This is a genomic window from Nocardia sp. GTS18 (assembly GCF_013839555.1).
Lineage (GTDB): Bacteria > Actinomycetota > Actinomycetes > Mycobacteriales > Mycobacteriaceae > Nocardia > Nocardia rosealba.
In genome coordinates this window covers 13927-38308 of sequence record NZ_JACBIU010000038.1, presented here as the reverse complement: position 1 = coordinate 38308, position 24382 = coordinate 13927, and the positions used below count along the sequence as shown (strand labels likewise).

General features: G+C 68.7%; 23 protein-coding genes and 2 tRNA genes. 15 read left to right on the top strand and 10 right to left on the bottom strand.

Going from position 1 to position 24382, the window contains the following annotated elements; translation table 11 throughout:
• Positions 1–1176: M48 family metallopeptidase (locus HYG95_RS21925; protein WP_255495617.1), on the bottom strand; the 1176-nt coding region annotated here is incomplete at its 3' end.
• A 36-nt stretch (positions 1177–1212) separates the two neighbouring features.
• Here HYG95_RS21925 and HYG95_RS21920 point away from each other — a divergent pair.
• Entirely contained in the window at positions 1213–1686 is a 474-nt protein-coding gene (locus HYG95_RS21920) for a ribose-5-phosphate isomerase (RefSeq protein ID WP_067486200.1), read from the top strand.
• A gap of 153 nt (positions 1687–1839) precedes the next feature.
• The gene (locus HYG95_RS21915) at positions 1840–2643 is read left to right on the top strand and encodes an Fpg/Nei family DNA glycosylase (RefSeq protein ID WP_181700589.1); all 804 of its coding nucleotides are present in this window, start codon (positions 1840–1842) and stop codon (positions 2641–2643) included.
• A 95-nt stretch (positions 2644–2738) separates the two neighbouring features.
• Here HYG95_RS21915 and HYG95_RS21910 read toward each other — a convergent pair whose 3' ends face one another.
• Positions 2739–3695 carry a GGDEF domain-containing protein gene (locus HYG95_RS21910; RefSeq protein ID WP_067486965.1) on the bottom strand — a complete coding sequence of 319 codons (957 nt, stop codon included), beginning with the start codon at positions 3693–3695 and terminating at the stop codon, positions 2739–2741.
• Positions 3696–4343: 648 nt separating this feature from the next.
• Here HYG95_RS21910 and HYG95_RS21905 point away from each other — a divergent pair.
• From HYG95_RS21905 to fabG, 3 genes are all read left to right on the top strand, one after another.
• A tRNA-Gly gene (locus HYG95_RS21905) sits at positions 4344–4414 on the top strand.
• Between the two features lie 42 nt (positions 4415–4456).
• Positions 4457–4533, top strand: a tRNA-Pro gene (locus tag HYG95_RS21900).
• Between the two features lie 33 nt (positions 4534–4566).
• A complete protein-coding gene (gene fabG, locus HYG95_RS21895) occupies positions 4567–5325 on the top strand; it encodes a 3-oxoacyl-ACP reductase FabG (RefSeq protein WP_067486204.1) in 759 nt (252 codons plus the stop codon).
• Positions 5326–5328: 3 nt separating this feature from the next.
• Here the strand turns inward: fabG and HYG95_RS21890 are convergent, their stop codons facing one another.
• The 3 genes from HYG95_RS21890 to HYG95_RS21880 are packed head-to-tail and all read right to left on the bottom strand — an operon-like array spanning position 5329 to position 9061.
• A complete protein-coding gene (locus HYG95_RS21890) occupies positions 5329–5688 on the bottom strand; it encodes a hypothetical protein (RefSeq protein ID WP_181700587.1) in 360 nt (119 codons plus the stop codon).
• Positions 5689–5737: 49 nt separating this feature from the next.
• Positions 5738–6541 (bottom strand): metallophosphoesterase, encoded by an 804-nt coding sequence (locus HYG95_RS21885; protein WP_370465881.1) that lies wholly within the window; start codon positions 6539–6541, stop codon positions 5738–5740.
• Between the two features lie 42 nt (positions 6542–6583).
• A complete protein-coding gene (locus HYG95_RS21880; protein ID WP_181700583.1) occupies positions 6584–9061 on the bottom strand; it encodes a phosphoketolase in 2478 nt (825 codons plus the stop codon).
• A 161-nt stretch (positions 9062–9222) separates the two neighbouring features.
• Between HYG95_RS21880 and HYG95_RS21875 the strand changes: the two genes are divergently transcribed.
• From HYG95_RS21875 to clpX, 5 genes are all read left to right on the top strand, one after another.
• Positions 9223–9744, top strand: a complete 522-nt coding sequence (locus tag HYG95_RS21875) for an FKBP-type peptidyl-prolyl cis-trans isomerase (protein WP_181700581.1) — start codon at positions 9223–9225, stop codon at positions 9742–9744.
• A 142-nt stretch (positions 9745–9886) separates the two neighbouring features.
• Entirely contained in the window at positions 9887–11251 is a 1365-nt protein-coding gene (tig, locus tag HYG95_RS21870; RefSeq protein WP_181700579.1) for a trigger factor, read from the top strand.
• A gap of 164 nt (positions 11252–11415) precedes the next feature.
• Positions 11416–11991 carry an ATP-dependent Clp protease proteolytic subunit gene (locus tag HYG95_RS21865; RefSeq protein WP_220139703.1) on the top strand — a complete coding sequence of 192 codons (576 nt, stop codon included), beginning with the start codon at positions 11416–11418 and terminating at the stop codon, positions 11989–11991.
• 45 nt (positions 11992–12036) lie between these two features.
• Positions 12037–12702 carry an ATP-dependent Clp protease proteolytic subunit gene (locus tag HYG95_RS21860; RefSeq protein ID WP_067486212.1) on the top strand — a complete coding sequence of 222 codons (666 nt, stop codon included), beginning with the start codon at positions 12037–12039 and terminating at the stop codon, positions 12700–12702.
• 212 nt (positions 12703–12914) lie between these two features.
• Entirely contained in the window at positions 12915–14195 is a 1281-nt protein-coding gene (gene clpX / locus HYG95_RS21855; protein WP_067486214.1) for an ATP-dependent Clp protease ATP-binding subunit ClpX, read from the top strand.
• 76 nt (positions 14196–14271) lie between these two features.
• Here clpX and HYG95_RS21850 read toward each other — a convergent pair whose 3' ends face one another.
• Positions 14272–15081 carry a hypothetical protein gene (locus HYG95_RS21850; protein ID WP_067486980.1) on the bottom strand — a complete coding sequence of 270 codons (810 nt, stop codon included), beginning with the start codon at positions 15079–15081 and terminating at the stop codon, positions 14272–14274.
• A gap of 476 nt (positions 15082–15557) precedes the next feature.
• On the opposite strand from HYG95_RS21850, the gene mihF reads away from it, so the two are divergent.
• Positions 15558–15872 carry an integration host factor, actinobacterial type gene (gene mihF / locus HYG95_RS21845; RefSeq protein ID WP_019045768.1) on the top strand — a complete coding sequence of 105 codons (315 nt, stop codon included), beginning with the start codon at positions 15558–15560 and terminating at the stop codon, positions 15870–15872.
• A gap of 70 nt (positions 15873–15942) precedes the next feature.
• On the opposite strand, the gene HYG95_RS21840 is transcribed toward mihF, so the two are convergent.
• Positions 15943–17139, bottom strand: coding sequence for an FHA domain-containing protein (locus HYG95_RS21840; protein WP_181700577.1), 1197 nt, complete (start codon positions 17137–17139; stop codon positions 15943–15945).
• Between the two features lie 116 nt (positions 17140–17255).
• Between HYG95_RS21840 and HYG95_RS21835 the strand changes: the two genes are divergently transcribed.
• Both HYG95_RS21835 and HYG95_RS21830 read left to right on the top strand, forming a co-directional pair.
• Positions 17256–17897 carry a TetR/AcrR family transcriptional regulator gene (locus HYG95_RS21835; RefSeq protein ID WP_181700575.1) on the top strand — a complete coding sequence of 214 codons (642 nt, stop codon included), beginning with the start codon at positions 17256–17258 and terminating at the stop codon, positions 17895–17897.
• A complete protein-coding gene (locus HYG95_RS21830; protein WP_181700573.1) occupies positions 17894–18535 on the top strand; it encodes a GNAT family N-acetyltransferase in 642 nt (213 codons plus the stop codon). Before HYG95_RS21835 ends, HYG95_RS21830 begins: the two co-directional genes overlap by 4 nt.
• 176 nt (positions 18536–18711) lie before the next feature.
• Here HYG95_RS21830 and HYG95_RS21825 read toward each other — a convergent pair whose 3' ends face one another.
• Together HYG95_RS21825 and HYG95_RS21820 are read right to left on the bottom strand one after the other, a co-directional pair.
• Positions 18712–20271, bottom strand: a complete 1560-nt coding sequence (locus HYG95_RS21825) for a glycerol-3-phosphate dehydrogenase/oxidase (RefSeq protein ID WP_181700571.1) — start codon at positions 20269–20271, stop codon at positions 18712–18714.
• A gap of 18 nt (positions 20272–20289) precedes the next feature.
• Entirely contained in the window at positions 20290–20898 is a 609-nt protein-coding gene (locus tag HYG95_RS21820; protein ID WP_181700569.1) for a TetR/AcrR family transcriptional regulator, read from the bottom strand.
• Between the two features lie 179 nt (positions 20899–21077).
• On the opposite strand from HYG95_RS21820, the gene HYG95_RS21815 reads away from it, so the two are divergent.
• A complete protein-coding gene (locus HYG95_RS21815) occupies positions 21078–22706 on the top strand; it encodes an FAD-binding oxidoreductase (RefSeq protein WP_255495615.1) in 1629 nt (542 codons plus the stop codon).
• Entirely contained in the window at positions 22703–23653 is a 951-nt protein-coding gene (locus HYG95_RS21810) for a diacylglycerol kinase family protein (protein ID WP_181700567.1), read from the top strand. Before HYG95_RS21815 ends, HYG95_RS21810 begins: the two co-directional genes overlap by 4 nt.
• Before the next feature lie 47 nt (positions 23654–23700).
• Here the strand turns inward: HYG95_RS21810 and HYG95_RS21805 are convergent, their stop codons facing one another.
• Positions 23701–24348, bottom strand: coding sequence for an AAA family ATPase (locus tag HYG95_RS21805; protein ID WP_370465880.1), 648 nt, complete (start codon positions 24346–24348; stop codon positions 23701–23703).
• Positions 24349–24382: the final 34 nt, after the last annotated feature.

Here is a 24382-nt window from a genome sequence, read left to right as displayed (position 1 = left end):
GGGGGGGTGGGGGGGGTGGGGTGGGGTCGGGTGCCAGAACATGGGGCCCGGTTTGCTTCGGTCGCGCAGGGCCCACATTCGCCAGGTGAGGACCGGGTGGCTGGACATGGCGTTCACCAGCAGGACGAAGCCGCCCTTCTCGGTGGCGGCGCGGTCGGCCATCTCGTCGAAACCGACCTGCGTGTTGAGGTACTTGCCTGCCGCCAGGGTGGCCATCGCGCCGGCCGCGCCCTGGTGGCGGTTGCAGAAGCCGTGATTGTCGGCGGTGTACTCCTGCGCGCGGATCAGCGACGACCCGAGAATCGGTAGGTACGGCGCCACGAACATGCCGAGCTGGCGCCAATACGACACGTGACCAGCGGCGATATGGCCCACCTCGTGGCCGATGATGAAGGCGAGCGCGTCGGGCTCGCGTGCGGCGCCACCGATCTCGAACAGGTCGCTGTAGACCACGACGAACCGGCGGAACCCGTGCCCGGAGGCGAACGCGTTGATCTGGCCGTTGCCGAGGATCACGTACGCGTCGGGTGCCTTCGACATGCCGAACCGGGCGGCCGCCTCCTGCACCATCCGGTATCCCTCGGGGAACTGGGTGGGTGACATCTTCACCCCGTTGATCCGCATTCGCGCGAAATTCATGCCACGTCCGGCCCACAGCAGCACCGGGGCGAACAAGAGCACGAGCACATACGGGCTGGTCAGCAGCGAGCCGCCGGACTCGGGCTGCCCCTGGGCGTCGGCAACGGGCTCGGCGACCAACTCCACAAGCAACATCAGGATCGCCAGCAGATACGCCACGCCGGTGATCATGATGACCACCACGAGCAGCGGAATCTCCCACGGATGCCGCGCGGGCATCCCGAACGGCGAAAGCCCACGCGGCATCGGCTGCGTTGTCCCCGGCGGGCCTCCCGGCGGGTAGAAACCCTGCGGCACAGACGGATACGCGACCGCAGGCGGCGCGGGAAACGCGCCGGTCGGTGGGCCCGGCTGCTGCCACGGCGACGACCCGGCGAACCCCGGCTGCCCCTGCGGCCACGGGGGCGGCGGATATTCGCCCGGCCGCGGCGTGGGCTGGTCGGCGGGGGTGGCGTCGCTCGGCCGGTCGGCGGGTTGGCCGGAACGCTCCGGTGGGGGACCTGCCGAATGCGGTGAATGCGGTTCGTGCGGGTGCATGAAACGACTCTAAGCGCGCCTGCGACAATCGCAGCCATGCGCGTTTACCTGGGTGCCGACCATGCCGGTTTCGAACTGAAGAATCACGTCAAGGCCCATCTGCTCGAGGCCGGACACGAGGTCGTCGACTGCGGCGCCCTCGAATACGACGCTCTCGACGACTACCCCGCCTTCTGCATCGAAGCGGCGCGGCGCACCGTCGCCGACCCGGGCTCGCTCGGCCTGGTCTTCGGTGGCAGCGGCAACGGCGAACAGATCGCCGCCAACAAGGTCCCCGGCGCCCGCTGCGCCCTTGCCTGGAGCGTCGAAACCGCCAAGCTGGCCCGCGAACACAACAACGCCCAGCTCATCGGCATCGGCGGCCGCATGCACACCACCGAGGAAGCCCTCGCCATCGTCGACGCGTTCATCGCCCAGCCCTGGTCGGAAGAGCCACGCCACCAGCGCCGCATCGACATCCTCGCCGACTACGAGAAGTCCGGCGAAGCCCCCGCGGTCCCCGCTTACTGATCCGCCTCCCCGCGAATTTCGGCCAGACTCAGGTGCGGGATGAGTCCCTGACGCGGCAAGCTCTCTCGAGGTGGCCGGGTCAGCCCGTGCCCGGTGAGTTACCCATGTGCTTGCGAGATCAGTTGGTGAGTTCGGATCGAAGGGTGTGTGTCTATGCCTGAAGGGCACACCCTTCATCGCATTGCGCGGCTGCATCAGGAGCGGTTTGCTGGTGGGGTAGTGCGGGTTTCGAGTCCCCAAGGGCGGTTCACCGAGGGGGCGGCGCTCGTGGACGGGCAGGTGCTCGAGCGGGCCGAGGCGTATGGGAAACATCTGCTGCATCACTATGCGTCCGGGTTGACGGTGCATGTGCATCTGGGGTTGTACGGCACGTTCAGCGAGGTGGCATTGCCGATGCCCGCGCCAGTGGGGCAGGTGCGGATGCGGATGGTCGGTGCCGCAACGGGATTCGGTTCCGATCTGCGCGGGCCGACCGCGTGTGAGGTGCTGCTCCCGCCGGAGGTGGAGGCGCTCACCGCGCGCCTGGGTGCCGACCCGCTGCGCCCCGACGCCGATCACGAGCGGGCGGGTGCGCGGATCCGGCGCTCCCGCAGGGCGATCGGTGCGCTGCTCATGGACCAGGCGCTGATCGCCGGCGTCGGCAACGTATACCGCGCCGAAGTCCTGTTCCGGCACGGCATTTCGCCCTTCCGACCGGGCACCTCGCTCACCGCGAGCGAATGGGACGCGCTGTGGGCCGATCTCGTCGAACTCATGCCGACCGGCGTGGAAACCGGCCGCATGCATGTGGTGCGGCCCGAACACGACACCGGTGCACCGTCCTATGCCAAGGACCGCCCACGCACCTACGTCTACCGCCGCCAGGGCGAACCCTGCCGCGTCTGCGGCACCCCGGTCTCCCACGGCACGATGGAAGCCCGAAACCTGTTCTGGTGCAGCGTCTGTCAGCCCCGCTGACGAAAACACCTCGGCCACGGTCGAAACCGTGGCCGAGGTGCGCAGAGAAGGTCGACTGAGCCCGGGCCGCGAAGTGCAGGCTTCGCGATCCGGACTCAGCCGGCGACCGCCGTTCCCAGTTCGGGGTCGCCCGATTCGGCGAGGGCGAAACGCCGCCCGCCCGCCGATTTCGCCGAATACATCGCGCGGTCGGCGCGACGCAGCAGGTCGGTGAAATCGCACGTCTTTCCCGGTGGGCAGAACGCGGTGCCCACGCTGGCCGACACCGGCACCGGGCCCGCGCTCGACCACACCGGGTCACGCAGGGCCGCGACCACACGGTGCGCCAGCTCGCTCAGGGTGTCGCGGCGCGGATTGGCCGCCACGACGAACTCGTCGCCGCCGTACCGGCAGATCACGGTGTCGGGCGGGCACACCTCGCGCAGCCGGTTGGCCAGCTCCACGAGCACCTCGTCACCGATCGCATGTCCGTAGCCGTCGTTGATCTGTTTGAAGCGGTCCAGGTCAACCACCAGCACCCCGACCCCACGGGTCGGGTCGGCGGCGAAGGCACGCACCCGTTCCTGCAGGAGTGTGCGGTTCGCCAGGTCGGTCAGGGCGTCGTGAGTGGCCTCGTGGCGCAGGCGGTGCTGCAGCGCAGCGATCTCCTGCACGCGCAGCGACACCTTCGCCGAGATGTTCTGCTCCTGTTGCGCCAGTGCGCGCTCCTGTAGTGCCTGGGCATAGCTGTCGATGGCCTGACTGGCCACCAGCGGCCAGCGGGTCGCCACCAGGGAACCCGGCACCCCCGAGGGGAAACCGAGCAACCAGCGGGTGGCATGGGCCAGCATTCTCGTCCGTTCGAACGGCGCCTCGGCCAGCCGTGCGCCGAGCTTGCGCGCCTGCGGTACCGGGAACGGTTCTGTCCTCGCCAGGTGCAGCAGGCGCTCGACGATCTCGATGAGCACAGGCTCCAGCTGATGCGGTGCCACGGACGATCCCGGTTCGGCACACACCGCGCGGGCCCAGGCGCGGGCCATCGCGGCGACCGGTGGCTCGATGTGTGCGGACATCGACATCACCGGCGGAAGGTGGCGACGGTCTTGCCACCTCGATCGTTCGCACTGCTACGCGGTTGGGTCCGCCGAGTTCGGCACACGCTCACCGCCCCCTTTCCAGATACCCCCGTCCGGCAAAAAGGATCCTAGCAAGCCACTCGAGACTCGAAAGCCGCGTTCTAGAACGCGTTACAGTCTCTCGCGAATGGCGATCGGCTATGACATCGCTACAGCCGCCCGGGCGTTACACACTTCGCGAAAAAACTTTGGAAACACCGAAACGTGCAGCGTGTTGCCCGGTTTTCGGGCGGTGGGCGTGTTGTCGCCATGGTCCCTCCTGGCAAAGGTGTCGCGCCGACCGGTAGAGCCGCCGCGCGCTCTTTTATGGTGGCCTACCCGCCGCCCCCATGCCAGGTTTTCGAGGAAAATTCTCCTTTATATTCCCCCGGTGGAGCAGGCGTCGGTCCCCTGAGACGCAATCACCATCGTGTCCGGTACCCGTGGTCCCGCAATAGGGCCTAAGGGCCCTAATCGGGCGCGGAAAGAGGGGGCTCATCGCAGTGCCGAGACATTTCGCGGGGCCGGATTGGCGTTCGGCGCGCGGGATTCGGTACAGTCGTGGCGCACACGACATCGTGGCGATCCCATCGATGTCGTATGCCTGCGGGTGTAGTTCAATGGTAGAACCTCAGCCTTCCAAGCTGATGGTGCGGGTTCGATTCCCGTCACCCGCTCAAACATGACTTCCCTCGACGGCGTGAACCGCCCCGAGGTATCGGGGTGTAGCGCAGCTTGGTAGCGCATCCGCTTTGGGAGCGGAGGGTCGCAGGTTCAAATCCTGTCACCCCGACCATCACGACGAACGCGCCCCGATAGGGTGGCGCGCATGTCCACTACCTCACGGGTCGCGATCGTCACCGGTGCCGCACGCGGAATCGGTGCCGCCGTCGCGAAGAAGCTCGCCGCCGACGGTCACGCCGTCGCCGTTCTCGACCTCGACGAAGCCGCCTGCGCCGACACCGTGTCGGCCATCGAAGCCGCCGGGGGAACCGCGCTGGCCGTCGGTGCCGATGTGTCCGACGAAGACGCCGTCGCCGCCGCTGTCGAACGGATCGCAGGCGAACTGGGCGCGCCGACCGTGCTGGTGAACAACGCGGGCGTGCTGCGCGACAACCTGCTGTTCAAGATGTCGGTGCAGGACTGGGACATCGTCATGAACGTGCACCTGCGCGGCGCCTTCCTGATGACGCGCGCCGTGCAGAAGTACATGGTGGAGGCGAAATTCGGGCGCGTGGTGAACCTGTCGAGCACGTCGGCGCTCGGCAACCGGGGCCAGGCCAACTATTCCGCCGCCAAAGCCGGCATGCAGGGCTTCACCAAAACCCTCGCGTTCGAGCTCGGCAAATTCGGTGTCACCGCCAACGCGATCGCTCCCGGTTTCATCGAGACCGAGATGACCGCCGCCACCGCCGCTCGTGTCGGCGTCGACTTCGAGGCCTTCAAACAGGCTGCGGCGGCACAGATTCCGGTGAACCGGGTCGGTACGCCCGACGACATCGCCCACACCGCCTCGTTCCTGGTGAGTGAAGGCGCGGGTTTCGTGTCCGGTCAGGTCATCTACGTGGCGGGCGGTCCCAAGGACTGACCGCTACGCGCAGCGGAAACGGAATTCCGCGCGTGCCTCGGTGCTCGCGGTGACCGTGAGCCGCACGGGTTCGGTGTCGGCGAGGGCGCAACCGCCCGGCACCGTCGCCACCCGCGCCTCGTAGCAGCCGTCCGGCAGCGCGACGCTCGCGCTGCCGTCGGCGCCGCTCACCAAGGTGGTGACGACCTCCTCGGCGCCGCAGGCGCGGACCTCGATATCGGCCCGGTTGACCGGCATGGGTTCGGAGCCGGTGATGGCGCGAACGGTGAGTGTCCCGGTTCCCGGCGGCGCCGGATCGGCGCTCGCCACCCCGGCGATCATCAGTGGAGCCAGAACGGACAGTGCGAGCAGACTACGGCGCATGAACCTCTCCTCGTCGATGAGTCGGGTCGTCCGCTGCTGATGGTAGGCCCTAGTCGGGCACCGGTGTGATACCCGCTCGTTCACACCAGACCTGCTCGGCGGGCACCGACAGGGTCTCCAGTTCCGGGTAGCGCAGGGCCGACAGCGTGCCGCCGAACACCACGCCGGTGTCCAGGCACAGCGTGTTGTTGACCCACTGCAACGCCGTGACGGGTGTGTGCCCGTAGACGACCACCGGCGCTCCCCGGTAGTCCTGCGCCCAGTCGTAGCGGATCGGCAGTCCGTGCACGTCCACCTCGCCGGTGGGCGCGCCGTAGAGCGCGAAGGAGCGGGCCCGCCCGGATGTGCTGCCGTGCAGGCTTTCCGGCAGTCCCGCGTGGGCGACGACCAGCCTGCCCTTGTCGAGCAGATAGTGCCCGGGCAGCTCCCGCAGGAAAGCCTGTGCGGCGGCGCGGAATTCGTCGTCCTCGTCGGCCAGCTGGGCCAGGGACTGCTCGAGCCCGTGCGCGATGCGCACATTGCGGCCGTCGAGGGCGCGCACCAGTTTGTAGTCGTGATTGCCCGCCACGCACAGTGCCGTACGGTCCGCGACCATGCCCATCACCAGCCGCAGCACACCGGGCGTGTCGGGGCCACGGTCGACGAGATCACCGACGAACACCGCCGTGCGGCTCTCGGGGTGTGCGGCCGTGACCGGCCTGCCCTTGTCGTCGCGCTCGATGACGTAGCCGAGCTTCCCGAGCAGTGCCTCGAGTTCGGCGCGGCAGCCGTGCACATCCCCGATCACGTCGAAGGGACCGCGCAGGTCGCGACGGTCACGCGGGAGTATGTCGATACGGCGTTGCTCGGTCATCGCCTCCATCGTCGGCCAGTCGCGACCCGTGCCGCAACCGCGTTACGTCACAGTGGGGACCGACGCCTCCGGCCAGACCCAGTTCGCGACGGCCGGTATGTCCTCGCCGTGCTCCCTGGTCCAGCTGCGCGCCGCGAGCCGGGCGTCGACCATCTCCTGGCGCAGACCCGCCGCCCGCGTGCGCAGGCCGGGCACCCGATCGATCACGTCGAGCACCAGGTGGAAGCGGTCGAGGTCGTTGAGCATCACCATGTCGAACGGGGTGGTCGTCGTGCCCTTCTCCTTGTATCCACGCACGTGCAGGCCCGCGTGATTGCGCCTGCGATAGGTGAGCCGGTGCACCAGCCACGGGTAGCCGTGGAAGGCGAAGATCACCGGCCGGTCGGTGGTGAACAGGGTGTCGAAATGGGCGTCGGACAGGCCGTGCGGATGTTCCTCGGCCGGCAGCAGCCGCATCAGGTCGACCACATTGACCACGCGCACCCGCAGGTCGGGCAGGCGGTCGCGCAGGATCGCGGCGGCGGCGAGCGTCTCCAGCGTGGGGACGTCGCCCGCGCAGGCAAGCACCACATCGGGGGTGGTGCCCTGGTCGTCGTTGTGCCCGGCCCACTCCCAGATGCCGACCCCGCGCGCACAGTGCACGGCGGCCTCCGGCGCCGAAAGCCAGTCCGGCCCTGGCTGTTTGCCCGCGACCACCACGTTCGCGTAGTGCAGCGAACGCAGGCAGTGGTCGTAGGTGGACAGCAGGGTGTTGGCATCGGGCGGCAGATACACCCGGACGATCTCGGGGCTCTTGTTCACCACCACATCGAGGAAACCCGGGTCCTGATGGGTGAAGCCGTTGTGGTCCTGACGCCACACATGCGAACTCAGCAGGTAGTTCAGGCTCGGGATGCGGCGTCGCCAGGGCACCGCGAGGCTGGCGTCGAGCCACTTGGCGTGCTGGTTGAACATGGCGTCGACGATGTGGATGAAGGCCTCGTAACAGGTGAAGACGCCGTGGCGGCCGGTGAGCAGATAGCCCTCGAGCAAACCCTGGCACATGTGTTCGGACAGCACTTCGACCGCGCGCCCGGTCGGTGACAACGCCACATCCCAGCGCCCGACCTCGGCCTGCCAGTCGCGGCCGGTCACCTCGAGGATGTCCTGCAAGCGGTTGCTGGCGAGTTCGTCGGGGGCGAAGGTCAGAAAGTTGTGCGGGTTGCGAGCTGTGACGTCACGCAGCCAGCCGCCGAGCACCCGGGTCGGTTCGTGCCTGCTCGCCCCCGGCTGCTCCACGGGCACGCCGTATTCGCGCCAGTCGGGCAGGTCGAGATCGCGGACCAGCAGCCCACCGTTGGCCACCGGATTGAGGCTCATCGGCCGATCGGGAATCTGCGCGAGCAGGGCGGGTACCGGCCTGCCCGCTTCGTCGAAGAGTTCCTCGGGCCGATACGACCGCAACCACTCCTCGAGCACCCGCCGGTGTTCCGGGTCGGTGCGCGCCGCGGGCAACGGGACCTGATGGGCGCGGAAGGTGCCCTCGACCCGCTCACCGTCGACCACCGGGGGACAGGTCCAGCCCTTCGGCGTGTGCAGCACGATCATCGGCCAGCGCGGGCGGGTGGTGTCGCCGTCCTCGCGCGCGGCCCGCTGGAACCCGGCGATCCGGTCGAGGCAGGCGTCCATGGCGGCGGCCATCTTCTGATGCACTCGCGACGGATCGTTGCCCGACACGATCAGCGGTTCGTAGCCGTACCCGCGCAGCAGTTCGATGAGCTCATCGCGGGGGATGCGGGCGAGGATCGTCGGATTGGCGATCTTGTACTCGTTGAGCGCCAGGATCGGCACCACCGCGCCGTCGCGGGCCGCGTTGAGGAATTTGTTCGCGTGCCAGCTGCCCGCGAGCGGGCCGGTCTCGGCCTCGCCGTCACCGATCACGCAGAACACCGTGAGATCGGGGTTGTCCAACGCGGCGCCGTAGGCGTGCAGCAGCGAATAGCCGAGCTCACCGCCCTCGTGGAACGAACCGGGGGTCTCGGGGGCGCAATGGCTCGGGACGCCGCCGGGAAACGAGAACTGATGGAACAACCGGCGCATACCGTCGGCGTCGCGGGGGATGTCGCGGTAGAGCTCGGCGTAGGCGCCCTCGAGCCAGGCGCAGGCGTTGGGGCCGGGTCCGCCGTGGCCGGGGCCCGCGACGAACACGGCGTTCAGGTCGCGTGCGCGGATCACCCGGTTCGCGTGCGCCCACACCAGGTTCAGGCCGGGCACCGTGCCGAAATGGCCGAGCAGGCGCGGCTTGATGTCGGTGGAACGCAGCGGCTCGCGCAGCAACGGGTTGCGCATCAGATAGATCTGGCCGACCGCGAGATAGTTCGCGGCCCGCCACCACGTGTCGACCGCGATCAACTCCTCGCCGGTCAGCGGACCTGGGGTCGCGGTGAGTGAATAGGGTTGGGGGGCAATGGATTCGCCTTCACCTCCGCCGCCCACGTTGTCGGCGGCGGTATCGCCCTCGCTGTTGCTGAGCCGGGTCATCGCTGACTCTCCTCGCACTCGCCTGAGCTGCGGCGTCGCCCGCCGCCGGACTGGTCGGCGCGCCGGAGGACACCCGGCGGCGCCGGTGGAGAAACGCAGTGCCGAGCCTACCGTCGTGCCGGTTCGCGCCGGCGGATCCGCGCTCCACTACTGTGCGGGCCATGGTTTCTCTCCCCAGGATCATCGGGACCGGACTGGTCGCCCTCGCCGCCCTCGCGAGCGCGGCGTGCGGGTCCGACAGCGGAACGGCCGAATCCAAGGCGGCTCCCACCCGCGAATGCATCGCCGAGGACATCAAGGTGGCCGGTGGCTTCGGTGACCCGCCGGAGATCACCATCCCCGACGACTGCACCCCGCCCAAGTCGCTGCTCGTCAAGGACCTGGTGCCCGGCACCGGACCCGGTGCGGTGGCCATGCAGCCGCTCACCATGAACTACGCGCTGGTCACCTGGTCGGACAAGCAGACCCTCGACAGCTCGTTCAAGCGCGGTGCGCCCTTCGACCTGACGCTCGGCGCGGGCCAGGTCATCGAGGGCTGGGACAAGGGCCTGCTCGGTGTGCAGCAGGGCGCGCGCAGGCTGCTCATCGTGCCGCCGGATCTCGGCTACGGCGAGGGCGGCAACGGCGTGGCGCCCAACGAGACACTGGTGTTCGTCACCGACGCGGTGCAGGTCGGCAGCTAGCCGCGACCGCAACCAACCGCCGATTGCACGACCGCGCCTGCGGTCAACTACCCTGGTCGGGATGCGTGCGTCCGCACCGACTCAGGGCGCGACGCCCCATGCGGGGGCCACCACCATGAACTACGAACCAAGGAGCATGTCCGTGAAGAGCACCGTCGAGCAGCTGAGCCCGACCCGGGTCCGGATCAACGTCGAGGTGCCCTTCGAGGAGCTGAAGCCCGACTTCGACAAGGCGTACAAGGCGCTGGCCCAGCAGGTGAAGATCCCCGGCTTCCGTCCCGGCAAGGCCCCGGCCAAGCTGATCGAGACCCGCGTCGGCCGTGGCGCCGTGCTCGAGCAGGTCGTCAACGACGCGCTGCCGAACAAGTACGCCGAGGCCGTGCAGGCCGGCGAGGTGAAGGTCATCGGCCAGCCCGAGATCGAGATCACCAAGATCGAGGACGGCGACGAGCTGGCCTTCACCGCCGAGGTCGACGTTCGCCCGGAGATCGCCCTGCCCGACTACTCGGGCATCGAGGTCACCGTCGATTCCTTCACCATCGGCGACGAGGACATCGAGCAGCAGCTCACCTCGCTGCGCCAGCGCTTCGGCACCCTGACCGGTGTCGAGCGGGCCGTGCAGGACGGCGACTTCGTCTCGATCGACCTGTCGGCCACCGTCGACGGCGAGGACGTGCCCGAGGCCGCGACCACCGGCCTGTCGCACGAGGTCGGTTCGGGTCAGCTCATCGAGGGTCTCGACGAGGCCGTCATCGGCCTGAAGGCCGGCGAGTCCGCCGAGTTCACCTCCACCCTGGTCGCCGGCGAGCACGCCGGTAAGGAAGCCGTGATCACCGTGACCGTGCAGTCGGTCAAGGAGCGCGAGCTGCCCGAGGCCGACGACGAATTCGCCCAGCTGGCCAGCGAATTCGACACCATCGACGAGCTCAAGGAAGACCTGAAGGGCCGCGTCGAGCGCACCAAGAAGATCGAGCAGGCCGGTCAGATCCGCGACAAGGTCCTCGACACCCTGCTCGAGACCGTCGAGGTGCCGCTGCCCGAGGCCGTCGTCAAGGCCGAGGTCGACGCGGTGCTGCACGACGCCGTGCACGGCTTCGACCACGACGAGGCCAAGCTGGCCGAGGCGCTCGAGGCGCAGGGCTCCTCCCGCGAGGAGTTCGACAAGGACACCAAGGAAGCCGCCGAGAAGTCGGTGAAGACCCAGCTGCTGCTGGATGCCATCGCCGAGGCCGAGGGCACCCAGGTGGGCCAGCAGGAGCTCACCGAGCGCATCCTGTTCCAGGCCCAGCGCTACGGCATGTCGCCGGAGCAGTTCATCCAGCAGGTGCAGCAGGCCGGTCAGCTCGGCGCGGTGTTCGCCGACGTGCGCCGCGGCAAGGCGCTGGCCGGAGTTGTCGGTCAGGTGAAGGTCACCGACACCGACGGCAACGAGGTCGACACCACCGAAATGTTCGGTGACCCTGCGGAATCCGCCGAGACCGAGCAGGGCGAAGCCGCTGCTGAGTAAGTTTCTCCGGCGTGATTTGATTGCGCTGTGAGCGAAGAAGGGCGGTACCGGGAGTTCGGTGCCGCCCTGTTTCGTTAGTGTTTGAGACGACGACGAACCGTAGGCCGTTTGCAATCGGTGAGAAGAGAAGGCAGGTATCCGTGACAATCAACCAGGCAGGGGTCATGACAGCCGCTACTGCTGGTCTCAACCTCAGTGATTCCGTGTACGAACGGCTGCTGCGCGAGCGCATCATCTTCCTGGGCACCCAGGTCGACGACGAGATCGCCAACAAGATCTGCGCGCAGATCCTGCTGCTCTCGGCCGAGGACGCGACCAAGGACATCTCCCTCTACATCAACTCCCCGGGTGGTTCGGTCACCGCGGGCATGGCGATCTACGACACCATGCAGTTCGCCGAGTGCGACATCAGGACCGTCGCGATGGGTCTGGCCGCGTCGATGGGTCAGTTCCTGCTCACCGCGGGAACCAAGGGCAAGCGTTTCGCGCTGCCGCACACCCGGATCATGATGCACCAGCCGTCGGCGGGCATCGGTGGTTCGGCCGCCGACATCGCGATCATGGCCGAGCAGTTCGCGCACACCAAGCGCGAGCTCAACGAGCTGCAGGCGCTGCACACCGGCAAATCGGTCGAGCAGGTGACCGAGGACGCGGACCGCGACCGCTGGTTCACGGCGAAGGAAGCCCTCGAATACGGCTTCATCGACCACGTGGTCAGCCACGCGAACCAGACGAAGTAACCGCCGCCGCGCCCCGACACACTCGACTCGACCCTGGAGACAACCATGGCCAATCTGATCGACCCGCGCGCAGGCCTCGGTGGCGCTGCTGCCGCCAACCCGCAGTCGCGCTACATCCTGCCGCAGTTCACCGAGCAGACCTCGTTCGGCGTCAAGACCTCCGACCCGTACAACAAGCTGTTCGAGGAGCGCATCATCTTCCTGGGCAACCAAGTCGACGATGTCTCGGCCAACGACATCATGGCCCAGCTGCTGGTGCTGGAGTCGCAGGATCCCGACCGTGACATCACCATGTACATCAACTCGCCCGGTGGCTCGTTCACCGCGCTGATGGCGATCTACGACACCATGCAGTACGTGCGCCCCGACGTGGTGACGGTGTGCCTCGGCCAGGCGGCCTCGGCCGCCGCCGTGCTGCTGGCCGCCGGTGCCCCCGGCAAGCGCGCCGCGCTGCCCAACGCGCGCATCCTGATCCACCAGCCGTCCTCGGGCGGCGTGCAGGGTCAGGTGTCCGACCTCGAGATCGCCGCCGCCGAGATCGAGCGGATGCGGCGTCTCATGGAGGTCACGATTTCGCGGCACACCGGCAAGTCCGAGGAGCAGGTCCGCAAGGACACCGACCGCGACAAGATCCTGACCGCCGAGGAAGCCAAGGAATACGGCATCGTCGACCAGGTCTTCGACTACCGCAAGCTCAGCGGACAGAAGTGACACGCCCGGGTCCGGCGCCTGCTACCCGGCGGCGGACCCGGTTTTCTGCTACAACCCAACACATCGAACATGCGCGAGTTGTCGACCTGGCTCGCGCACAGCAGGTACGGTCGACTCAGGGACCATTGCTCTGATTGTCGGCACCGAAACGTATTCCGGCCCAATCGGAGGACGAGGGTCGCACTCGGACATAGGAAGTAGGGACCTACGAGATGGCGCGCATCGGAGACGGCGGCGATCTGCTCAAGTGCTCGTTCTGCGGAAAGAGCCAGAAGCAGGTCAAGAAGCTCATTGCGGGCCCTGGGGTCTATATCTGCGACGAGTGCATCGATCTCTGCAACGAGATCATCGAGGAAGAGCTGGCCGAGTCGAGCGAGGTCAAGCTCGACGAGCTGCCCAAGCCCTCGGAGATCCGTGATTTCCTCGAGAACTACGTGATCGGCCAGGACACCGCCAAGCGGACCCTCGCCGTCGCGGTCTACAACCATTACAAGCGCATCCAGGCGGGCGACAAGGGTCGCGACAGCCGGGGTGAGGCCGTCGAGCTGATGAAGTCGAACATCCTGATGCTCGGCCCCACCGGTTGCGGCAAGACCTACCTCGCGCAGACGCTGGCCAAGATGCTGAACGTGCCGTTCGCCATCGCCGACGCCACCGCGCTCACCGAAGCCGGTTATGTCGGTGAGGACGTCGAGAACATCCTGCTCAAGCTCATCCAGGCCGCCGACTACGACGTGAAGCGCGCCGAGACCGGCATCATCTACATCGACGAGGTCGACAAGATCGCCCGTAAGAGCGAGAACCCGTCGATCACCCGCGATGTCTCCGGTGAGGGTGTGCAGCAGGCGCTGCTGAAGATCCTGGAAGGCACGCAGGCGAGTGTGCCGCCCCAGGGCGGACGCAAGCACCCGCACCAGGAGTTCATCCAGATCGACACCACCAACGTGCTGTTCATCGTGGCGGGCGCGTTCGCGGGCCTGGAGAAGATCATCTCCGACCGCACCGGTCACCGGGGTATCGGTTTCGGCGCCGAGGTGCGCTCCAAGGCCGAGGTCGACACCGACGACCACTTCGCCGACGTGATGCCCGAGGACCTGATCAAGTTCGGTCTGATCCCCGAGTTCATCGGCCGTCTGCCGATCGTCGCCTCGGTGACGAACCTGGACAAGGAATCGCTGGTCAAGATCCTCTCGGAGCCGAAGAACGCGCTGGTCAAGCAGTACGTCCGCCTGTTCGAGATGGACGGTGTGGACCTCGAGTTCACCCCCGATGCCCTCGAAGCGGTCGCCGATCAGGCCATCCTGCGCGGCACCGGTGCGCGTGGTCTGCGGGCGATCATGGAGGAAGTCCTGCTGCCGGTGATGTACGACATCCCGGGCCGCGACGACGTCGCCAAGGTGGTCGTGAACGCCGACACCGTCACCGAGAACGTCCTGCCGACCATCGTGCCGCGCAAGGCCCAGCGCACGGAGCGTCGCGACAAGTCGGCCTAGGCCGTCCCCGAACACCACAGCGCCCGCCGGATCCGATCCGGCGGGCGCTGTGCTGTGTGGTGAGTTGTCGGGTCGCTCAGTTGTCGCGGAAGGAAGGCGCCGCCGACACGATGTCCTCGTCGTCCTCGGCGGGGATCTCGGCCGAGGCACGGGCGATGGCGGTGCTGTAGCGCGCGCTGGCGGCATTGTGGATGAGCAGGGCCACACCGATCATCACGGGGGCCACCGCGTGCACGGCGGCGTCGTACCAGTTGCCCGCGCTCAGATGCGGGTAGGTGTTGAGTGCGATGGTGAGTGCGAGCAGGAAACCCTCGGCGACGAACACCTGGGTACGGTTGCCCATCACGCCCCACTCCGAGACCCGGGTGGTGCCGATCATGATGATGACCAGGCAGACGCTGATCATCGCCTCCAGGCCGAAACTCGCCCAGAACAGCGGGTCGCTCGGGCCGCCGGGGGCGATGTTGTGCTGCACGTTCACCGCCGACCACAGCATGCCCGCGATCACCACGCCCGCCAGCGCGCGCAACGACCAGGTCCGGTGCTGGTAGAGGGAGGCCAGCCGGGCGCGCGGGTTGGATTCGCGGCGCTGCGCGGCGATGGCCTTGCGAGCGAGCATGAGGTCGGCCATCTCGGCTCGTTCGAGCTCGGCGGTCGTCTCACGCAGGCGGTCGGCGTGCGTCGAAGCGGCTTTGATCTGCTTCCAGCGCTGATCGCGCTCGTAGGTGCGGATCTTCTCGGCCAGCTCGCGTTCGGCGCGCAGTTCGTCTTCCGAGAGCGCGTCGGTCAGCGCCGGGTCGGATTGATACGTGATGCGTTGCCGGGCACGTTCCACCCGGACGGGCAACGCGAGGACTTCGTCATCGAGCGGGTGTTCCTCGCGCATCGCAACTCCAGTGTGCAAAAGGGTTCGCCTGGTCGCGTCATTGTTGCGCATCGAGGCGCCCGAGGCACATCCGAGGTCCGGGTCGATCGAACATGCGGATGCCGGAAACTTCTGGCGCACAACTGTGTAGGTGTTTTCAGAGGCCTTCGTGGACACGGTGACGAACGATTCGCATCGTTCGCGCCCGGTTGCCGAGGAGCTTCTTTGATCCTCCGTGGTTCGCCGTTGAACCTTTGTCCCGTTCAGTGCTTCTGTTGATGATGTCGCTACCGGTCACCAGCGTGTTACCTGGTGTTCGGAAACCTTCATTTCGTCCGTTTCGTCCGCCTTGCAGGGCGTTCACCCATTAAGACGGGCTCACCTCGCAAAACTCATCGGCGTATCCTCGCGGTGTGTCGGACTGATGCTGCTGATTTCGTGCTGTTTACTCGGTCCGTCAATCAGATGTTCGAGTGACGAGTGGAAGCGGAGGAGACATGGCACTGCCTACGATGACCGCCGAACAGCGCACCGAGGCGTTGGCCAAAGCGGCTGCCGTGCGCAAGGCGCGCTCGGAACTGATCGGCAAGGTGAAGGAGGGCAAGGTCACCGTCGCCGATCTGCTCAAGAAGGCCGACAGCGACGACCTGGTCAAGAAGACCAAGGTCGCGGCCGTGATCAAGGCGCTGCCGGGCGTTGGCCCGGTGAAGGCGGCCAAGCTGATGGATCAGGCCGAGATCCCCGAGGATCGTCGTATCGGTGGTCTCGGTGCACGCCAGCGCGCGGCACTGCTCGACGCCCTCGAGGCCTGAGCCGGATCGTGATCCGGCGCCCGTGGTGCACCACGCACGGGCGTCGGGATGGTCTCGGGCTCGCCGGAGCTCAGACGCAGTAGGTCAGCAGGAAATCATTGATACGCAGGCGCCAGCCCGGCTGCAGCTCGATCGGGAGGGTGCCCACCCGCGACCACCGGTCGCTGTCGGGGGCGGCGAAATAGGTGCCGGAGGTGGCGGGCGCTTCGCGAACGAACACCTTGCCCCGGTCGGGATCGACGAAGGCATGAACCCGCGAGACCAGCCGATCGCGTTCGATCAGGATCGGCGTGGCCGCGGACTGGCGAACGGAATTGTCGCCAGAGGGGTTGCGGCCAAGCACATATGGTCGGTCGAGGGGATAGCTCATTCCGTCCTCGGTGACCAAGGCGCCCCGCGGACTGGTCGAATTGCCCAGGTGCTCTTGGCTTTTGCGCAGCCCCACCGGCTCGGCGCGCTTGGCGGCATCGATCGCCTGTGACCACGCCAGCGGTGCGTGCGCGGCGGGGGAATTGCGCGGACCGGTGCTCACGGTGGCGCCCTCACCGGAATCGGGCCGACCACCCACGCTCACGGTCTCACCCTCCGGAATGCTCGTCACCGGCTCGTCGGCCACGGCGAAACCACTGGTCGAAGGCTGTGCCGAAACGGGTTCGGCCTCGCTGCGCGGGCGCACCGCCTGGAAACCGGTGGCCTCGGTGGGTGGCGGTTCGTCGATCGCCTCCACCCGGCGCGGTGCGGGCCCGCGACGACGGCCCAGGTTGAGCACGAAACCGTTGCCGTTGACGATGCCCGCGCGCAGATCCGTTCGCGGGTTGGCGCTGGTCGGGTCGGCCATCTCGGCGCCGATCGCGATGCGGCGCACCGGTTCGCGAATGATCTCGTCGACCCAGGTGAAGGCGCGATCCCCGGCCAGGCGGCGGTTGCCCTCGGCGCCGGAGACCTCCGCGATCACGGTGCCGCGCAACAAGATCAGGATCCCGTCGGCGGTGGGGGCGAGAACACCGAACGGTGGTGGCGCCGACGCGCCACCGAACACCACCCCGGCCAGCCGCTGGGCGAGTGCCGCACCGGGTGCCGAGGCCGTGGTGTTGAGCGCGACGGTCTCGACCGCACCGAGTAACCGGTCGGTCGACGGTGTCTCGCCGGCCAGATAGACCACGACATCGCCGAACCGAGCGACGATTCCGGTACCGGGCACGATTGCCACGGTGGACGAATGCGCGCGCATCAACGCCTCCTTGTCGGACGGGGTCACTGCCAGCATAGAGGGACACGGCGGGCTCGGAAGCGGGTTGTCGCAGGCTTCGCAAACTGACCGGACGGTCTCGCGAACATTGTTCGTCGCAAACGACGTTCGGGTGGCGAGTAGGATTACCTGCCATGAATGCCGCACCCGTCAGTCGCCGGGCCAGACCGGCGAAAGCTCCACTGAGTCGTGACCTCGTCATCGAGACCGGATTGCGCATCCTCGACTCCGAGGGATCGGCCGCGCTCACCATGCGCCGGGTGGCGCAGGAACTCGATACGGGTGCCGCCTCGCTCTACGTCTACGTCGCCAATCGCGACGACCTGATGACGGGCATGCTCGACCACGTCCTCGCCGCCGTACCGACACCAACCCACGGCGACTGGCGCGAGCGCCTGGAAACCCTCGTCACCTCGGCCGTCGACGCGCTCGGCCGCCACGAAGGTCTCGCGCTCGTCGCGTTCGCCCGGTCCACCGGTCGCGCGCTCGGGCTGATCGAGCAGTTGCTCGGCCTGCTGCGCGAGGGCGGGCTCGACCCGGCCAGGGCCGCCTGGGCCGTCGACCTGCTGTACCCGCACATCACCGCCGCGGCCGCCGAACGGGCCGTCTACGACGACACGACCGTCTCGCGCCGCCTCGCCGACCTGCCCGCCCGGCGCTACCCGAACATCACCGCCGTCCGCGAGCACCTGGCGGGCGACGCCGCCGCGCGCACCCGGTGGGCACTGAACGCGCTGCTCAACGGCATCCTCACCACACCCGTGGAGGTGCGATGACCGGCCTGGAGCACGTACCCGCGCTGGTTACCCGGACCGGCTACGCCATCGAACCGGGCGACCCCGTTCGGCGCCGCGAACCGATCCCGGTCGGCGAACTCGGCCGGCCGGGCGGACCGATCCGGCTCGCCCGCGAAGGCGATATCGCCGCGCTGCAGGAGATCGAACGTCGCGCCGGTGCGCCGTTCGCCGAGATCGGCATGGTCGCCGTCGCCGAGGACGAGCCGCCGTCGGCGGAACTACTGCGCGAATTCCTCGTCGGCGAACGCGCCTGGGTGTGGCCGGATGCGCAGGACGAACCGATCGGCTACCTGCTGCTCGGCATCGTCGACGGGCAACCGCACATCGACCAGGTGTCGGTCGACCCCGCCTACGCCGGTCTGCGGATCGGCAAGAGCCTGATCGACCACGCCGTCAGCTGGGCGAAATCCCGCGGCCTGCGCGAACTCACCCTCACCACCTTCACCGAGGTCCCCTGGAACGGGCCCTACTACGAGCGGCTCGGCTTCACCTACATCCCCGTCGACGACGAACCACCTGGCCTGCGCGCTGTGCGCGCCGAGGAATCCGCCAACGGCCTCGACGAATGGCCGCGAGCGTGCATGCGCGTCGATTTGACGAGCTGGGTGTACGACTGAACCGACGTAGAGGGTCCGAGTCGGTGGTGCCCGCCCGGATCACCAGTCGCCACCCGCCGCCGCTGCGTCTAGGCGGCGGGTGTGCGACTGTCCTGCGCCCTATTTCGCAATGCGTGGCCTTGCGCCGGCCATGGCTCCTCGAGTCGGTGTGGCGGTCGCTTCCGGAGTCGGGCGGCTTACGAGCGACGTCCGGTGATCGCGGCGTTGCGGGCGAGGGCGGCTTCGGCGGCCGGGGTCGCGGCGGCGCGGTCGGTGGGGACCAGGCCGATGCGGGTGCGGCGGTCGAGGAGATCGTCGACCGTTTCGGCGCCCTCGTGGGTGATGGCGAAATCGAATTCGGCGGCGGTGACGTCGATTCCGGGAGCGACGGGTTCGGCGAGGGTCGGGTCGGCCAGCCATGCAGAGACGATGGCGCCCGCTTCGTGCCCGTAACGCTCGATCAGCACCGGTGGGGCGTCGATGCGGTCGCGGGCCGCGCCGGACACCGCGCCGACCAGCGGGAGCCGGGTGGTGCGGCACGGTGTGGCCGACAGGCCCGCCTGCGCGATCGCGGCATCGACCGCGTCCTGCGCCATGCGCCGGTAGGTGGTGAGCTTGCCGCCGACGACGGTGATGAGTCCGTCGGGTGCGGTGAGCACGGCGTGCTCGCGGGAGATGTCGGCGGTGCTGTCGTCGGCGGTCTTCAGCAGGGGCCGCAGTCCGGCGAAGCGGCCACGGATGTCCTTGCGCGTCAGCGGTTCCCGCAGGGCGGTGTTGATGGTGTCGAGCAGGAAGTCGACCTCGGCCTCGGTGGGCTGGGGTTCGTCGGGGATCGGGCCGGGGGCGTCTTCGTCGGTGAGGCCGAGGTAGACGCGGCCGTGGGCCGCAGGCAGAGCGAACACGAAGCGGCTGATGCTGCCGGGCACGGGCACCGTGAGCGCCGCGCTGAGCCCACCGAAGGCGGCGGCGTCGAACACCAGGTGGGTGCCGCGGCTCGGGCGCAGTTCGATGCTGCTGTCGACCTCGCCCGCCCACACACCGGTCGCGTTGACGACGGCGCGGGCGCGCACGTCGAGCGTCTCACCGGTGCGCGTATCGCGCAGCCGCACCGAATTGCCGTCGGCAGCAAGGGCTTCCATGCGGGTGAGCACGGTCGCGCCCTGTCCGGCCGCCGTGCGCGCCAGGGCGACGACGAGGCGGGCGTCGTCGACGAGCTGCCCGTCCCACGCCTGCAACCCGCCGCGCAGGCCGTCACGGCGCACGGTCGGCGCCAGCCGCAATGCCTCCGCGGCGGCCACCTTTCGCGATCGCGGCAGGATCGCCGCCCGGGTGCGTGCGGCCATCCGCAGCGCATCACCGGCGGCGAAGCCCGCACGGATCAGCGAACTCTGAGCCGCACCCATACCGGGCAGCAGCGGAACGAGCTGGGGGAGGGGGCGAACCAGATGGGGTGCCGTGGTGCGCAACAGGATGCCGCGTTCGACCGCGCTCTCGTGGGCGATGCCGACCCGCCCGCTCGCCAGGTATCGCAACCCGCCGTGCACCAGCTTGGAACTCCAGCGGCTCGTGCCGAACGCGAAGTCGTTGCGTTCCACCAGCAGGGTGCGCAGGCCGCGCGCGGCGGCGTCGAGCGCGGCACCGGCACCGGTGACGCCCGCGCCGATCACCACCACATCCACCTCCGGGTGGTCGCCGAGCGCGGCGAGGTCGGCGGTGCGGCGAGCTGCGTCGAGCGCGGTGGGTGAATCAGCAGTCATCACAATCCTTGTCGGGGTTCAGGGAAGCAGGTAACCCTCGATCGCCCTCGCCAGCTCGGTGTCGAACTGCGCGCCCTCGAGCAGCGGCGCCATCGTGCCCGCCGACTGCACCGCCGACTGGGCGATGAGCAGCAGCATGGCGGCCAGCTGCTCGGGCTCGCCCGCCCGGATCGACCCGTCTTCCTGGCCGATCCGGATCGCGCTGGCGAACAGTTCGATGAGCGTGCGCTGATTGCGCCCGAGCCTGCCGAACACGTAGGTGAGCATGAGGTCGGTGTCGGTGCGGAAGATCTTGGCGAACACCGCGTTCGCCCGCACTGCCGCCGCGCCCGCCACGATGCCGCGCACCAGCCGGTCGAGGCCGAGGCCCGTGTCGGGCATGGTCTCGGCGACGATGGTGCGCAGCTCGCGCACCAGCAGTTCCGCGATCAGCGAGCCGGTGTCCGGCCACCGCCGGTACACCGTCGGCCTGCTGACACCGGCGCGGCGTGCCACTTCGGTGAGCGTGGTGCGGCGCACCCCGAAATCGACGACGCAGGCCCGCGCGGCATCGAGAATCGCCATATCGGTAGGCGAAAGCCGCTGGTCAGCTCGAGCCGCGAGGTCGATCATGCTGTACACCCCCATGGTGTTCGACGGCGCCGTGGTGGGGCGCCGTGGTCTGGCCGGAACGCCCAAGGGTATCGAGCGCGCCGGTGGGTTCGTCGCCACGAATTCGCGGCAGTGACATCCGACAACTGGGTAGAGGTCGACTCGAGGAGAACTCGTGTAGTTACTGCTTGACACTATATGTCAGGATGTAACGCATGGTCGAGTTGAACAGCGAAATGTCCGGATCGACGGCCGAACGGCCGAGTATGGTGTGGGACGCCTGGGGTGTGCCCGCCGGACATCAACCCCTGTCGGCGCAGATCCGCGGCCTGCTCACCCAGGTCTTCGGGATCTCGGGTGAGCCGGCGGCACGACGCGACGAGGGCGACGTGCCGCTGGTCGAGAGCACGCTCACCGCCGCCACCCGCGCGGACCTCGCCGCCCTGGTCGGCGCCGAGCACGTCAGCACCGACGACGTCGACCGGCTGCGGCACGCGGGCGGCAAGAGCACCCTCGACCTGCTGCGCCGCCGCGACACCCGCCCTCAGGACGCGCCCGACGCGATCGTCGCGCCCGCCGACCACGACGCGGTGCTTGCGGTGCTGCGGTACTGCTCCTCGCGCGGCGTCGCGGTGGTGCCCTTCGGTGGCGGCACCAGTGTGGTCGGTGGCGTCGACCCGGTGCGCGGCCGGTTCCCCACCGTGATCGCGCTCGACCTGCGCAGGCTCGACACCCTCACCGAGGTGGACCCGGTGAGTGGCACCGCCACCCTCGGTGCCGGGCTCACCGGTCCGCAGGCGGAGAAACTGCTTGCCGCACACGGTCTTTCGCTCGGGCATTTCCCGCAGAGTTTCGAATTCGCCACCATCGGCGGGTTCGCCGCGACCAGATCGTCGGGGCAGGCCTCGGCGGGCTACGGCCGCTTCGACGACATGGTCCAGCGCCTGGTGGTCGCCACCCCGCCGGGCACTCTCGATCTCGGCCGCGCGCCCGCCTCGGCGGCCGGACCCGACCTTCGTGAACTGTTCGTCGGGTCCGAGGGGACGCTCGGCGTGATCACTTCGGTCACCGTGCGGGTGCACCCGATCCCCGAAACCACCGCCTACCAGGCCTGGTCGTTCCCCGACTTCGCCACCGGCGCGGCCGCCCTGCGCACCGTCGTGCAAACCGGTGCGGCGCCGACGGTGCTTCGCCTGTCCGACGAGGCCGAGACCGGTCTGAACCTGGCCCGCTCGAGCGATATCGGCGGCGCCCCCGTGTCGGGCTGCCTCGCGGTGACGACCTTCGAGGGCACCGCCGCCCACGTCGCGGCCCGCAGCGCCGAAGCGAGCGAATTGCTCGCCGCCGCAGGCGGAACCGCGCTCGGGACCGCCCCGGCCGAACAGTGGGAACACGGCCGTTTCGCCGCGCCCTACCTGCGTGACGCCCTGCTCGATGTCGGGGTGCTGTGCGAGACGCTGGAAACCGCGACCAGCTGGTCCAACCTGGCGAATCTGAAGGCGAAAGTGACTGCCGCGCTGTCGGATTCGCTCACCGCGCAGGGAACGCCCGCACTGGTGATGTGTCACATCTCGCACACCTACCCGACCGGTGCGTCGCTGTACTTCACCGTCGTCGCCAAGCAGCTCGAGGATCCGATCGCGCAGTGGCGCGTCGCCAAGACCGCCGCGGGCGACGCCATCATGGCGGCCGGTGCCACCATCACCCACCATCACGCCGTCGGCGCCGACCACCGTCCGTGGATGGGCGCCGAGGTCGGTGACCTGGGCGTACAGGTGCTGCGGGCGGTGAAACACGAACTCGATCCCGCAGGCGTGCTGAATCCTGGAAAGCTGGTGCCGTGAAACAGCATTCGGTACAGCGATTATTGCTCGTCACCAACCCGCACTCCGGTGCCGGTCGCGGCGACGGTGTCGCCGAGGCGGTCCTGGCGGTAGCCCTGGCCGGTGGCGTCGAGGTCGCACAGGTGCGGGCGCCGAGCGCGGCGGAATCGGTGGAGCAGGTGGCCGCCGCGATCGCCGACCCGGCCAGGCGGCCCGACGCGGTCGTCTGCGTGGGTGGTGACGGTCTGATGAACGTGCTGCTCGCCGCCGTCGCCCACACCGGCGTGCCGCTCGGGCTGGTCCCCGCGGGCACGGGCAACGACCTCGCCCGCGAACTCGGCATCCCCACCGGTGACCCGCGCGCCGCCGCCGACATCGTGCTGCGCGGCCGCACGAGGACCATCGACCTGGGCCGTATCGAATCCGTCGGCGCCACGCCCACCTGGTTCGCCACCATCGTCGGCGCGGGGTTCGACGCGCGAGTCACCTTGCGTGCCAACGCGATGCGCCGCCCGCGCGGCCCGCTGCGCTACACCTTCGCCGCCGCCGCCGAACTCATGCGCGGTTACACGCTGCCGTTCCAGATCGAGATGTCGGGCTTGGCGCCCGGCGCGCTCGACAACCCCGACGACGCGCACGCGGTGATCTACACCGACGCCGTGATGACGCCCATCGGCAACACCCGCACCTACGGCGGCGGCATGCTGGTGTGCCCCGAAGCCCTGCCCGACGACGGCTACCTCGACATCACCGTGGTCGGCGCGGTCTCGCGACTCGAGATGGCGCGCCTGCTGCCCGCCCTGTCGGCGGGCAAGCGCATCGATCACCCCTCGACCAAGCGATACCGCGCCCGCCGCATCACCGTCACGGCGTCGGGTGGGTATGCCACCGCCGACGGTGAACCGGCGGGCACCCTTCCCGTCACCGTCCAGGCGATGCCGGGTGCGTTGACGGTGCTGGTGCCCTGACCTGCAGCTATGAGTGCGGGCGTTCTCCGAAGCTCGCGACCCGGCGATCAGGCGGCAGGGGTGAAGGCGATTCCCGAGATCGCGGTGAGGGTCGGGCGGTCGACGATCACCACCGATGCGGCGGGCAGCGGGGTGCGTGGTTCGGTGCCGCGGGCGCCGAGGTCGCGCATCAGGCTCTCCCAGCGGCGGCAGTGCGCGCCGAAGGCGACCGTGTTCACCCGCCTGCCGCGGGTGACCTGACCACGCCTTGCCTGGGTGGCGGGCACATCGATCAACACCATGTGCACCTCGCGCTCACCCGAGCGCGCCCACCGCGCGATCAGGCGACGGCTCCAGGCGAAAGTCGCGCAGTCGTGGATGGCGACCGGCCCGTCGGCGACCAGCAGCGCCGCGCGGATCGCCCGGTAGTGCGCCAGGTGCACCAGCGGACGCCACAGGGGATAGGGGACCCGGCCGAGCCGGTGCCGCAATCGGTTGCGGGCGTGGTTCGAATCGAGCACCAGCGCACCCGCTGCCGTCCGCACCGGCAGCTCCGCATTCGGGTCGGCGCCGAAAAGGCGATGCAGCGCAGTGGATTTCCCCGCACCGGGCACGCCGGCGAAAATCAGCACCGCCGTGGCTGGGTAGCGCAATTCGTCGACGTGGTCCGCGCGTAAGTCCAGCAGTGAGACGGGAATGACGGTCCGGGACGGCACGGATCGATCGGTGGAAGGGGAGCTGGCATCGAGC